General features: G+C 58.4%; 11 protein-coding genes. 1 reads left to right on the forward strand and 10 read right to left on the reverse strand.

Features of this window, described 5'->3' with window-relative positions; all coding sequences use genetic code 11:
- Nucleotides 1-3 precede the first annotated feature (3 nt).
- The 4 genes from ACR0JF_RS07420 to ACR0JF_RS07435 all read right to left on the reverse strand — a co-directional run bounded on the left by ACR0JF_RS07420 (nt 4) and on the right by ACR0JF_RS07435 (nt 4,486).
- Entirely contained in the window at nt 4-1,347 is a 1,344-nt protein-coding gene (locus ACR0JF_RS07420) for an amidase (RefSeq protein ID WP_170747517.1), read from the reverse strand.
- Nucleotides 1,344-2,708, reverse strand: a complete 1,365-nt coding sequence (locus ACR0JF_RS07425; RefSeq protein ID WP_170380354.1) for a TRAP transporter large permease — start codon at nt 2,706-2,708, stop codon at nt 1,344-1,346. Before ACR0JF_RS07425 ends, ACR0JF_RS07420 begins: the two co-directional genes overlap by 4 nt.
- Nucleotides 2,701-3,309, reverse strand: a complete 609-nt coding sequence (locus ACR0JF_RS07430) for a TRAP transporter small permease subunit (RefSeq protein WP_170380353.1) — start codon at nt 3,307-3,309, stop codon at nt 2,701-2,703. Before ACR0JF_RS07430 ends, ACR0JF_RS07425 begins: the two co-directional genes overlap by 8 nt.
- An 82-nt stretch (nt 3,310-3,391) precedes the next feature.
- Nucleotides 3,392-4,486, reverse strand: a complete 1,095-nt coding sequence (locus tag ACR0JF_RS07435; protein WP_170380352.1) for a TRAP transporter substrate-binding protein — start codon at nt 4,484-4,486, stop codon at nt 3,392-3,394.
- 246 nt (nt 4,487-4,732) lie between these two features.
- On the opposite strand from ACR0JF_RS07435, the gene ACR0JF_RS07440 reads away from it, so the two are divergent.
- Nucleotides 4,733-5,566, forward strand: a complete 834-nt coding sequence (locus tag ACR0JF_RS07440) for an IclR family transcriptional regulator (protein ID WP_170747516.1) — start codon at nt 4,733-4,735, stop codon at nt 5,564-5,566.
- Between the two features lie 54 nt (nt 5,567-5,620).
- On the opposite strand, the gene ACR0JF_RS07445 is transcribed toward ACR0JF_RS07440, so the two are convergent.
- The 6 genes from ACR0JF_RS07445 to ACR0JF_RS07470 form a co-directional block, all read right to left on the reverse strand.
- The gene (locus ACR0JF_RS07445) at nt 5,621-7,057 is read right to left on the reverse strand and encodes a sulfatase-like hydrolase/transferase (RefSeq protein WP_170661438.1); all 1,437 of its coding nucleotides are present in this window, start codon (nt 7,055-7,057) and stop codon (nt 5,621-5,623) included.
- Nucleotides 7,058-7,061: 4 nt separating this feature from the next.
- Nucleotides 7,062-7,850 (reverse strand): phosphonoacetaldehyde hydrolase, encoded by a 789-nt coding sequence (gene phnX / locus ACR0JF_RS07450; protein WP_170661437.1) that lies wholly within the window; start codon nt 7,848-7,850, stop codon nt 7,062-7,064.
- A gap of 14 nt (nt 7,851-7,864) precedes the next feature.
- The gene (locus tag ACR0JF_RS07455; protein WP_480669081.1) at nt 7,865-9,052 is read right to left on the reverse strand and encodes a 2-aminoethylphosphonate--pyruvate transaminase; all 1,188 of its coding nucleotides are present in this window, start codon (nt 9,050-9,052) and stop codon (nt 7,865-7,867) included.
- Nucleotides 9,053-9,148: 96 nt separating this feature from the next.
- Nucleotides 9,149-11,083 (reverse strand): ABC transporter ATP-binding protein, encoded by a 1,935-nt coding sequence (locus ACR0JF_RS07460; protein WP_170661435.1) that lies wholly within the window; start codon nt 11,081-11,083, stop codon nt 9,149-9,151.
- Nucleotides 11,083-12,246: an ABC transporter permease gene (locus ACR0JF_RS07465; protein WP_170661434.1), complete on the reverse strand. Its 1,164-nt coding sequence runs from the start codon at nt 12,244-12,246 to the stop codon at nt 11,083-11,085. The genes ACR0JF_RS07460 and ACR0JF_RS07465 overlap by 1 nt, the downstream gene beginning before the upstream one ends.
- A gap of 1 nt (nt 12,247) precedes the next feature.
- Nucleotides 12,248-13,240 carry an ABC transporter permease gene (locus ACR0JF_RS07470; protein WP_480555242.1) on the reverse strand — a complete coding sequence of 331 codons (993 nt, stop codon included), beginning with the start codon at nt 13,238-13,240 and terminating at the stop codon, nt 12,248-12,250.
- Nucleotides 13,241-13,242: the final 2 nt, after the last annotated feature.

Here is a 13,242-nt window from a genome sequence, read left to right on the forward strand (position 1 = left end):
CTTCTATTCTTGCGTTCTGAGGGTTCTTTGAACCCATGAAGCTGTCCGAAGAAGCCGGTCGTCTTCTTCGACCGCGCCGATCAGTTGGACACCAATGGGCAGATCATTCTGCCCCACCAACAAAGGCAGCGTGAGGCAGGGCAAACCTGCCAGTGTCCAGGTGAGGCAGAAAACGGAATCTCCGGTATGACCGGCGCTCAGCGGCACGGCTTCGCCAGTTGCTGCCGGGGCCAGGATTGCGTCGAATTCATTGAAATACTCGGCAAAGAAGCCCTGAGCGGACGCCATGACCGCCAAGGCGTCTTTATATTGGGCCTCGTTGATATCTCCGCCGCGGGTGATTGCGGATTGCATCTCAGGGCTGAGGTCCGGCCAATGCGCGTTCGAGATTTCGGCCATGTTTTGGCGAATTTCGTAGTCATAGATCGTTTTATGAACGGTGATCAGATCGGCCAGTTGCGGCGATACCGAAAAACGCTCGACCCTTCCACCAAGCCCCTCGATAACGGCGTTCAGCCCCTCAAGGGCATCTTCATCAAGGCGGTCGTTGAACGGAAAATCCAGCCAGGCAATGTTCGGTTCGACCGGAACCTCGGCCTGCGCACCGGCTAGCATATCTGCTCGCGGCCGGGCAAAGCTGGCGGGGTCGCGCTGGTCATATCCAGCCACCACGTCTGTCAACAAAGCGATATCTTCCAGCGCGTTGGCGAACCCCCCAACGTGGTCCAAAGAGACCGACGTCCTGAAAACCCCATGTCGCGAGATCATTCCGCGCGAGGGTTTGAAACCATAGACGCCGCAATAAGAGGCCGGACGGATGACCGAGCCCCCGGTCTGAGTGCCGATGGCCAGAGGCACATGCCTGGCCGCAACGGCCGCAGCAGATCCGCTGGACGACCCCCCTGGTGTTCTAGACGTGTCGAAAGGGTTGGTCGTGTCGGTCGGATGCATGAAGGCAAGCTCGGTCGTCTTGGTCTTGCCCATGATAACGGCGCCGGCCTCGCGCAGGCATTCAACCAGCCTTGCATCTGCCTCCGGCTGCCGACCCGAAAAGATCGGAGTGCCCCGCTGCGTGGGCATGTCTTTTGTGTCGACAATGTCCTTCAGCCCAATGGGAACCCCGTGCAAGGGGCCGGTCGCCCGTCCGGCCTTGCGAATGCGATCCAGCTCACGCGCCTGATCCAGGGCTACGCCCGCATCCAAGTAAGCCCAGGAGCGGATCGTACTGTCGGTCTCTTCGATGCGTTTGAGGCAATCCTCAACAAGCGCCTCGGAAGAGATACGCCCGTCCCGAATGCCCTCTGCGGATTGAACCGCCGAGAACAATGACAGATCATGTTTGGTCATGGCACCCAGACCCCGAACAGGTAGTCAGGCAGCCATAGTGCGATACCCGGGAACTGATACATCAGCACCATGCACAGGATAACGATGGCCAGATAGGGCATCAGACCTCGGAAGATCTCCATCAGCTGAATCTGGTTCTTGAGGACCCCCTTCAAATAGTAGGCCGACATGGCCATCGGTGGTGTCAGGAATGAGGTCTGCAAGTTCAGAGCCACCAGCATCGCGAAGAAATACGGGTTGACGCCAAACGTCTCGAGCATGGGCAGGAAGATTGGCACGAAGATGATCAGAATCTCGGACCATTCAAGCGGCCAGCCCAGCAGGAAGATGATCAACTGCGCGAGCACCAGGAACTGCCAGGGCTGAAGGTTCATACCAACAACCCAATGCTCGATTACGTCATGCCCGCCGAGATATGAAAAGATCGACGCAAAGGTCCACGAGCCCACGAATAACCAGCACACCATGGCGGTGGCCTTGGCCGTGAGGAAGACACTTTGCTTGACCTTGTCCCAGGTGAGCGACCGGTAGAGCACGGCCAGCACAAGCCCGCCCAAGGCACCCATCGCCGCCGCTTCGGCCGGTGTTGCAAGACCGCCGAGGATTGAGCCAAGCACCAGCAGGATCAAAACAGTCAACGGCACGAACGAGATCAGCAGGTCCATGTATATCTGCCGTTTTGGCGGAACATCATCCTCCTGCGGCTTGGGGGCCAGCGACGGATTCAACCAGACACGCACCATGACGTAGACGATGTAGAGACCCGCTAGCATGAGGCCCGGAAAGACCGCCGCTGCATAGAGGCGCAGCGGAGAAAGCTCGGCAATGGCGGCGTAGACGATCAACATGATCGACGGTGGGATCAGGATGCCCAACGTGCCACCGGCGCAGATCACGCCCGAGGCAAAACTGCGCTGATACCCCGCGTTGGCCATTGCCGGATAGGCCAGCAATCCCATCAGCGTGACAACTGCGCCCACAATCCCCGACGCTGTCGAGAAAACCGCACACGTTAGCAGCGCCGCGATCGCCAGAGACCCAGGCAGGTTGCGGGCTGCCATGTAGAGCGAAAAGAACAGCCGGTCGACGATGTTCGCCCTTTCGACCACGTAGCCCATGAACAGGAACAAGGGGATGGCAACAAGCGTGTCATTCTCCATCACCGAATAGGTGTTCTGGTTCAGCAGATAGAAGATGTTGTTGTTGAAGATGTCCGCAATGCTCTCGGGCGCGGACTGGTAGTAGGCATAATACCCGAACGCGACACCCATGGCGAGCAGTGTGAACGCAATCGGAAAGCCCAACAGAACCAGCACAATAAAGAGGCTGAGCATCAGGATGGCGACTTGTGGGTCAGTCATCGCTGCGACCTCCTTGCTTGGTGCCTGTTGTATGAATTCGGTCGACGGTTGATTCCATCAGCATGTCTTCGGTCTCACGTACGTCATCCAGACGGTCGAGCCAGACGCCATTTCGCATCGCCAGCCAGCATCTTGCCATCTCGGCAAGACCTTGCAGCATCAGCAAAACACCTGCGACCGGGATCAGAGTTTTGAAGAAATATATCTGAATTCTGGCGGGACTGTTCCAGCTGACTTCTTCATAGCGCCAGCTGTCCTTGGCGATTTCCCAGCCGTACCAGAACAGGGCAAACATACCGGGGAAGAAAAAGATTATATACAGAACGAAATCGACCCGCGCCTGCCAGCGGACCGAGAACAGGCGGTACAGCACGTCGCCGCGCACATGAGCGTCTTGCGCCAGCGCATAGGCCCCGGCCATCAGGAACAGGGCGCCATACATCTGAACCATCATATCGAACGCCCAGACGGTCGGCTTGTTCAGCACGTACCGGACGAACACTTCGTAGGACACCGAAAGTGTCAGTATTAGGATGCACCAACCGAAGGCTTTGCCGACCCATTGGCTTAGCCCTTCGATGGCGTGGATTGTCTTGATCAAGGTCAGTTCCTCGCCTGTTCCGCCCGCAGTTCAGAAAGCCGCGCACCGGCGCGACCTTCCGTTTTCAAAGAGTTGTCAGGCCTCAGCCGAAGTAGTGCTTATACGCCAGCTTGTAGTCAGGCTGGTTGAGGTTGAGGTAGTTCATGACAGTCTTCGCATAGGCCTTCTGGCTGTCGACGACCTTGGCAAAGAACGGATCTTCGTTCGAGATCCTTTCGACCACAACGTCCCAAGCCTCAAGCTGGGCCTGCATGACGCTGTCAGGCGTCCGATACACGTTGACGCCCTGCTCTTCGGCCAGCGTCACCAGATCGTCGGCGTAGCGCTTGGTGTTGTTCCAGTAGAAGTTCGAGTTCTCGGCCTCGGACGCGTATTTCAGGATCGCCTGAAGCTCGGGCGCAAGCGCGTTGAACTTGTCCTTGTTGAACGTGACCTCGAAGAACTCCTGGCTCTGGTGGAACGAGGCCAGATGATAGTGTTTGGACACGTCTTGCATACCAAAGTCGCGGTCGGATGTGGGGTTGTTGAACTCCGCCGCATCAATCAGGCCGGACTTCATTGCGGGCTGGATCTCGCCCCCGGGCAGCTGCACAACGGACATGCCCATCTCAAGGAGAACATCTGCCGCAAGACCAACTGTGCGGTACTTCAGACCGTTCATCTGATCCGAGCTTGTGATTTCCTCTTTGAACCAACCCAGTGGCTGTGCGGGCATGGGCGAGTTGAAGAACGAAACAACGTTCAGGCCAAGGATGCCCATCAGCTCGTCAAACAGTTCCTGACCGCCGCCATAGTTCACCCAGCCCAGAACCTCCTGGCTGGACCAGCCAAAGCACGGACCCGTCCCGAACAGCGATGCTGTCTTGGATTTCGAGTACCAGTAGGCCGGAACATAATGCGCCGCGTCCAGAACGCCGCGGTGAACCGCGTCCTGCATCTGGCTGGTTTTTACGACCGAATTCACAGGCAGAAGTTCGATTGTCAGTTTGCCACCGGACATTTCGTTGACGCGGTTGACGTAGGATTGAGCGTTCTCAAGAAAGATGCCGCCGCCCCAGGCAGCCTGCATCTTCATTGTCGTTCCTTCCTGAGCATGGACAGCCGGAGCAGCAAGCGCGCCAGCACCTACAACAGCGGAGCCACGCAGAAAGTTTCTGCGGTTCAAAGATTTTGTCATGTTTCCTCCCTAGACTGGGCCGTCGCCGATATCCCTTCGGCATTGGCACCAAACCCGCCCTCCAGCGGATAGAATCTACGATAAGCCAGATTCGCGATTTTTCAAAATATTTTGGAAACTCTTTCATTTTGAGCGTCAAGATGGGCGCAATTTGTTGTTTTTGCTATATTTATTATTTTCATTTTTTTGCACTTGCGAACAAGCTAGACTCTTTTCACAACAATCCAGATGACAAACGCGCCAAAAATGAATGAACCAAAGACAGTTGCAAGACGCGGACGGCCGCGTCTGAAAGCGAATGAAGAAAAGCCCGCAGGTTCTCTGGTCGGGGCGCTGGATCGTGGGATTCGTGTCCTGATTGCCGTCGCGGATGCGCGGGGCGCGACGCTTGTCGACATCGCAAGAACGACAGGCATTCCAACGGCGACGGCGCACCGGCTTCTGACCACGCTTCAACAGCGAGGAATGGTGGTTAACGATGCCGAACATGGTAAGTGGCGCGTCGGACCGCAGGCCTATCGGATCGGTAACACGTTTGAAGAAGCCTCGAATTTGCTGGAGGTCGCACCAGCGGCGATGCGCAAGCTCTCCAAGGAAACCGGAGAGACCGTGAACCTTGCCATCGAGGAAGGAGGACAGTTGCTGTATCTGATTCAAGTGGAATCCGAAAACCCGATCCGCGCCTCGATCAAAAATGGCACCGCAGCTTACTTTCACACATCCGGTGTCGGCAAAGCCATCATGGCGTATATGGACGAAGCAGCGCTTGAAAAGCTGTTGTCCCCTCTGACACTGGTCCAGCAGACTCCCAACTCGATTACGGACAAACAACAGCTCAAAAACGAGCTGCAGACATCCCGGCAAAGAGGATGGGCAATCGACGATGAAGAGCGTTTTCCAGGCCTACGCTGTATCGCGGCGCCTGTATTCGACTCGTTGGAGAATGTCGTCGCTGGAGTTTCTGTGTCTGGGCCCATCACCAGATTCCCCGACAACAAGCTTGAAACCTTGGCCGCGTCGGTTGTTGAGACTGCGGCAAGCATTTCTGAAAAGCTCCGGAATTCCTCACCTCAGAGTTAATTTCTTTGCTTTTTCAACCTTTTTAAGCTTTGGGGGTCAGGCCCCGAGGTTACCTCAGACCGAGCCTTTTCTCATTCTGTGTGACAGCACCTCAGCCCGCAGGAGATGCAGTCGGGGCAGATCTTCCCGCGCGAGATTCCGGGCGCAATCAGGATCATTTTCGACATCAAACAGCATTGGCTCAATATCCGTCGCGAAATGCGCAAGCCGATAACCGTCTTTCTCAAACGCGAGGGCGCGGCAATGATCGGGTGGGCACTGCCATGCGGTTTCAAAGCGCCCTTGGCCGTTTTCTGATCCAAGCTCAAGCTCGACCATGGCCTCGTGCCCGTAGGGTCGTTCGGGCGCCAAAAGGTTGCAGCCCCGCATCTCAGAGGGCGGTGCAGCCCCAAGCGCCGACAGAACCGTCGGGGCCACGTCAATCGACTGGGTCAATGCGTCGATATCTTCAGGCTCAAGATCTGGATGCCCGATCATCAGGGGCACGTGGGACGCGGCGCGGAACGGGGTCTGTTTTCCCCAAAGACCAAGATCGCCCAGCATCTCTCCGTGATCGGCGGTCAACACGATCAGCGTGTCGTCCAACTGACCCACATTTCGCAACCACTCAAAAAGTCGACCGATATGGTGATCAACCTCGGCGGCCAGTCCCAGATAGGTGGCCCGGCACAGCGCGATCTGCTCAGGCGTCATTGCGTCTTGCTGTCCGTCAAAACCCCAGAACATGTCCGGGCCGCTTGGGCTGGAATGATAGGCTTCAAAAAACGGATGCTCAAAAGTGGCCTCAACCGGTGGCGGGATGTCCTGCGGGTTGATCAAATCGTTATACGGCGCGGGGGCAACAAACGGAGGATGCGGCCGGATATAGGTGACCATGGCAGACCATGGCTGTGATTTGCGAACGTCAAGATGCGCCAAAACCCGGTCGGTCAGGTACGCGGTATCACTGTCTCGCGCATCATAGAGCGCTGGCCCTCCGAGCATGTTGTTCTGAGGTCTGTAAAGCGCGGTCAGGTCGCCCGCATCCGGCACGTCATAACCACGCGATCTGAGATGGGCGAGCCACTCCCACGCTTCCTCACGCATCTCGGTGACCTCGGTGATCCCCGGGATCGGCCCTGTGTAGGACAGATGCGCCGGGTCATTCGGGTGCAAGCCTCTGGGATCAGGCTGCGTATCCGTATAGCCGAACAGCAACAGCTCTCGCCCGATGGAGCGCAGCGCTGTTGCAAGGTTGGGAATATCGCGCCGCAGCGGAACGCCGTTCTGAACCGATCCGTGGTTCATGGCGTATTGGCCCGTCAGCAGGCTTGCACGGGCCGGACCGCAAGGCACCACAACCGTATGATGGTTGCGGAAATGCACCGATTGCGCGGCCAGAGCGCGGATGTTGGGCAGCGGCACATGCTGGCCCAAAGCGCCCGTCAGAAGGTTCGCGCGGAACTGATCGATGACGATGAACAGAAAATTGCGCGGAGCCTTCTTCAGCATGGGGTCAGCCCTCTGCGCCGTCCAGTCCACGGATCAGCGCGGGCAGATCGGCAACCGTGTCGATCACATAGTCCGCTCCGGCGTCCTTCAGGATCTTGGTCGCGTGCTGGCGCAGCGCGTCAACCTCATCTGCGGAAAGTGCAGCCAGTTCCTCCGGTGTTTTACCCACAGCATTGCCGGACAGGGATACGCCCACGGTCAGACAGCCAGCGGCGACACCCTCTTTGATGCCCGGCTCGGTGTCATCGACCTTGATGATAGCCGCAGGCGGATAGGCCACAAGATCAACCATGCATTTATACATGCCCAGCGGGCCGGGTCGGCCTTCTGGCAGGTCGTCGGAACAGACTAGGTTGTCCGGCTCATAGCCCTGAGCGGCGGCAACCGGCAGGACGTTCTCCATGATCGAGCGGGTGTAGCCCGTGGTCGATCCGATCTTGAGGCCCATGGACCGCAGATCATCAATCGCAGCTTTGCCACCCGGAACCAGATCCGCGTAGTCGGCAGCGACTTTTTCGTTCATCGGCACGAAGATCTCGTAAACCTTGTCGACATCCTGATCGGTTGGCGCGTTGCCGTATTTCGCCTCCCACTGGGCGGCGATTTCGGGCATATCCATCATGGAGCGGATGTGATCCCATTTGGGCGCGCCCATCGGTGCGCGGGCCTGTTCGATCGTGGCTTCGATATCGAACTTTGCGAAGACCTTCACAAACACGCCCATCGGCGCGAATGATCCAAAATCGACCATTGTCCCCGCCCAATCAAACACGGCGGCTTTGAATTTGCTCATTGTCTTTCCTTTCGTCAGGCAGGTTCAACCTGTTTCTGTTTGAGTGTTTCGTCCGAGGGGCTGGCACTGTCGACCCCCATGTCACGCAGCACCTCGGCTGCGGTGTCAACGACCGCTTGCATCACATGCGCATCGACCTGTCCGATGTGGCCAATGCGGAAGCTTTCGGCTGCGGTCAGTTTACCGGGATACAGGATAAATCCGCGCGCTTTCATGCGGTTATAGAAATCCGGAAACGCAAAACTCGGATGATCTGGGCAGAAGAAAGTGGTGATGATCGGCGACAGCCACTCATCATCAAGCAATGTGACAAAGCCCAGCGCGCGCATCCCTTTGACCAGCGTCTTGCGGTTTTCAAGATACCGCGCGCCCCGTGCGGCGACGCCGCCCTCGGCCTCATGCGCGCGCAGCGCTTCGATGAAGGACGCGACCACATGCGTCGGCGGGGTAAAGCGCCACTGGCCTGTTTTCTCCATCGCGGCCCATTGGGCGTGAACATCCAGGCTGAGCGAATGGCTGTTGCCTTCCGCCGCCTTGATCGCATCTGTTTCGGCGATCACGAACCCAAAGCCCGGCACGCCTTCGATGCATTTGTTGGCCGAGCTGACCATGGCCTGAAACGGGATCACATGCGGCTCGAGCGGAACAGCACCATAGGCCGACATGGAATCGACCAGAAGCTTTCGACCCGCCGCCTGTGTCGCGTCCGAGATCTCTTGCAGCGGGTTGAGGATGCCCGAGCTGGTCTCGCAATGGATGGCCAGCACATGCGTGATCGCGGGGTCGGCCTGCAGCGCCTCTGCCAACTGATCCCCGCGCGGAGGCAGATAGTCCCCCATGTCGATCACGGCGTAGTCACGACCAAGATAACCCAGAGTCTGTACCGCTCGTTTGCCATAGGCGCCGTTGCACAGCACCAGAACCTTGGCGTCCTTGGGTACAAAGCTGCCCAGCATCGCCTCGACCACGTAGGAGCCGCTGCCCTGCAAAGGCACACAGTCATAGCGGGCTTTGTCCTGCCCCAGAATATCCAGCAGGCGGCTACGCAGCTCAGCCGTCATGGCGCGGAAATCTGCGTCCCAGCTGCCCCAGTCGCGCAACATCGCCTCTTTCACTGGCAGCGACGTGGTCAATGGACCCGGAGTCAACAGATACGGTTCGCCGAAATGCGGCGATGGCAGTTTTTGGGTGTGATCAATCATGTCATTCATCTTCTATATGAAGGTTGCCGTAACATAGGTTTGAGCTATGGCTTGGCTACAGTTTTCCGGTGACCCCGGCAAGGGTGTTTCGACCGGCTAAGCGGGTTCCAGCGCCTTGGTCCTTTCCGTGGTCACGTGCTGATCCAGATGACAGGCAACAAAATGCCCCTCATCCACTTCCACCAATTGGATCGGCTTGTCCGAGGGCTGATCCCGGATGCGCAGCGACACCCCGTCCGGGCCATTTGAGGCAACGGGATGGATCATGTCGCCGTCAAAGCGGATCGGCTTGAATTCGGCGTCAGGATCGGGATGCGGCACGGCGGACAGCAACGCCTTGGTGTAAGGGTGCTGCGGGCTGAAAAAGATCTTGTCGGTCGGGCCATATTCCATGAACCGCCCCTGATACATCACCGCCACCCGATGCGAGATCTGCGCGACCACCGCCAGATCGTGCGCGATAAACAGGAAGCTGACACCCAGTTCGGCCTGCACGTCCTTCAAAAGCGCAACGATCTCGGCCTGAATCGACACATCCAGCGCCGAAACGCATTCGTCGCAAACAACAAACTTGGGCTTGGAAACCAGCGCGCGCGCAATGCAGATCCGCTGCCGCTGCCCACCGGAGAACGCATGCGGGAAGCGGCGCAGATGCTCCAGATCGATCTTACAACGCGCCGCGATCTCGCGCACCCGCTCGTCGATCTGATCCCGGTCTGTCATCAGGCCCGAGGCCACAAGCGGTTCGGCGATGATATCCCGCACCGTCATGCGCGGGTTCAGTGAGGAATACGGGTCCTGAAAGACAAGGCTCATTTCTGGGCGGAAGCTGCGTAGCAAGTTGCCACCGAGGTTGTGCAACTGAACCGGGCCTTCATGGAACGCCATGTTGATCTTGCTGCGCACCGCACGAAGCTCGGCCTCGGAGGCGTGGGCAAGGTCGATATCGCCCTTTTTCTTGCGGTGAAAGATCACCTCGCCTTCGCTGGGATCAATGGCGCGCAACATCGCGCGTCCAACGGTGGTTTTACCCGATCCGCTTTCGCCAACGAGGCCCACGGTTTCGCCCTTGAGGATGTCAAAAGTGATGTCACTGACCGCGCGAACCGTTTCAACCTCGGTTCGGAACAGTTTCTTCTTACGCACCTCGAACGCGACGCCCAGATTGTGAACGTCAATCAGCTTTTTGCTCTTTTTCAACGGTGTAGGCGGGACGACCTTGTCCAATCGCGGAACCGCGTCCAGCAAGCGCTGAGTATAGGCCTGTTGCGGGTTGTTGATGACCTCGCGCACGGTGCCGCGCTCGACAATCTCGCCCTTATACATCACTGCAATGTCGTCCGCGACCTGAGCGACCACACCCAGATCGTGGGTGATGAAAATCATGCTCATGCCCAGCTCGGTCTGCAGATCACGCATCAGTTGCAGAACCTGCGCCTGAATGGTCACGTCCAGTGCGGTTGTCGGCTCATCCGCGATCAGCAGCTGCGGGCCCGCCGAAAGGGCGAGCGCGATCATGGCCCGCTGGCGCATGCCACCCGACATCTCATGCGGGAATTGATCCACGCGGGCGGAGGGGTTGGTGATGCCGACCTTGTCCAGCATCTCAATCGCCAGCTCGCGCGCCTGCCGCTTGTTCAGCCCGCGATGCAGCTGGATCGCCTCCATGATCTGGTTGCCGATGGTGTAGATCGGCGAAAAGCTGGCCATCGGCTCCTGAAAGATCATCCCGATCTCGCCGCCGCGGATCACGCCCATGCGTGGGTCATGGGGGCGCACCTTGGCCAGGTCGACGGATTTGCCGTCCTTCATGACGTAGTTGATCTCGGACCCCTGACCGATGCTGGCAATGCCGGGCAGCAGCTGCATCACCGCCTTGGTCGACACGGATTTGCCCGAGCCACTTTCACCCACGATGCCCAGCGTCTTGCCTTTCTCAAGCGAGAACGAGACATCGCGAACCGGCTGGATCAGCCCTTCATCGGTGCGGAAAGACAGGGTCAGGTTTTTGACGTCGAGGATGTTTGCCATCACTTCGCCTCCGCATAGGGGTCAGCCGCGTCGCGCAGCCCGTCGCCGATCACGGTGAAGGCGAGAACGGCCACCACCACGAATACGGCGGGAATGAACAGCCATGGGGTTTGCTCGATCGCGCGGACCGATTGCGCCTGTTGCAACAGAACACCCCACGAGACTGACGGCGGGCGCAGGCCGAGGCCAACAAAGGACAGCGCGGTTTCCGAAAGGATCATGTAGGGGAACGAGATCACCAGATCGACGATGATGAAGCTGGTGAAGCTTGGCAGCATGTGCTGACCGATGATGCGCTTGGGGCGCGCACCGGCCAGTCGGGCCGCAACCACATAGTCTTCGTTCCGGATCGACAGAAGCTGAGACCGGATGCGCCGTGCCAGTGTCGGCCAGCCAAAGAGGCCAAGGATCAGTGTCATCGCAAAATAGACCTGTGTGGTCGACCACTCCTTAGGCATGGCGGCGGCCAGACCCATGTACAGAGGGATGATGGGCACCACCCGGATCACCTCGGTCACACGCTGGATGACGTTGTCGATGAGGCCGCTGAAATACCCGGCAATCCCGCCGATGATCAGCGCCAGTACAAATGAGATCAGCACGCCGATCACACCAATCGAAAGAGACGTCCGCGTGGCATAGATGGTGCGCGAGAACACATCCCGCCCCAGATCATCCGTGCCCCAGAAATGGATCTTGGCCTCCGGGTTCTGCAAGCCGATCAGGTGGCGGTCGGTTGGGATAAAGCCCAGAACCTTGACCGGTTCGCCTTTGACGAACAGCCCCAGATAGTTGCGCACCTCGGGATCGGGCACCGAGACGGCCCGCAGGGTCACCGGATCACGCTCGGTCTTGGTGCCGGTGATAAAGGGCACGACCGAGCATCCGTTGTCATCGCAAAAGCGCGGGATTTGCGGCGGTCCTTCGATATAGGAGGTATCGCGCGTGACTGGGCCATAGGGGGCGACAAATTCGGCAAACAATCCGGCCAGCGCCATCAGCCCCAGCACGATCGAGGCATACATCGCGGCGCGGTGCTTTTTGAAACGCCACCAGATCAGGGTCCATTGCGAAGCCGAGTAGTATTTCAGCAACTGCTGACGTTCTTTTTCCGCAGCCCGACGCTGGGCCGGGGTCATCTCGGGATCTGTCATATCGGTCATGTCACGCCCCCAGCTTGATGCGCGGGTCGAGCCACGCCAACAGCAGATCGGAAAGGAAATTCATGAAGACGATGGCAAAGGTCAGCATCAGCAGGATCGCACCCGCCACGTTCATGTCGAGGTCGAGATACGCTTTCAGCAGCAGCTCACCCAGTTCGGTCAGGCCCAGAACCACGGCCACGATCGGTAGCTCGGAAAAGATCCGGTTCACGTCAAACCCGATGGTCGAGACGACCGGGTTGATCGCCAGCCGGGCCGGGTATTTGATCAGCAACTTCCGCTCGGGCACACCGCGCGCGCGGGCTGCGGTGACGGACAGCTTGTTCAGTTCATCCGACATGGTCGCGCGCACGGTCTGGATCTGGTAGGCCACCGCCGACCAGGCCAGAACCACCGCGGGCAACCACAGGTGTTTCAGCATGTCCCAGACCTTGGCCACGCTCCAAGGCGCGTCCTGATACTGGGCCGAGAACAAGCCACCGATATCCGCGCCGAACCAGCGGTTGGCGAAATACAGCATGACCAGCGCCAGCAGAAAGTTCGGCAGCGCGAGGCCCAGATACGAGAAAATCGTCAGACCGTAATCAATGGCCGAGCCGCGCCGCACGGCCGCATAAATTCCAACGGGGATCGAGATCAGATAGGTCAGGATCAGCGTTGCGAACAGGATGCCTGCGGTCAGCCAGACCTTGTCACCGATCACCTTGGTGACCGAGGTTTCAAAGGCAAATGCCTGCCCGAAATCCCAGCGCAGAACGATGCCGCCAATCCAGTCGAAATACCGAAGCAACATGGGCTTGTCCAAACCCAGCTCCTGACGGATGGCCTGCACATCGGCCTCGGTTACGTTGACCCCGGTTCCCGAGTATTTCCGAAACGCGTAGCGGTCGGCGTAGTCTCCGGGCGGGATTTCCATGATCAGGAATACCATCATCGACACCAGAAGCATCGTGATAGCCATCCCTACTAGTCGTTCGGCGGTAAATCTGAGCATGC

The organism is Ruegeria sp. BG11, from assembly GCF_056538565.1.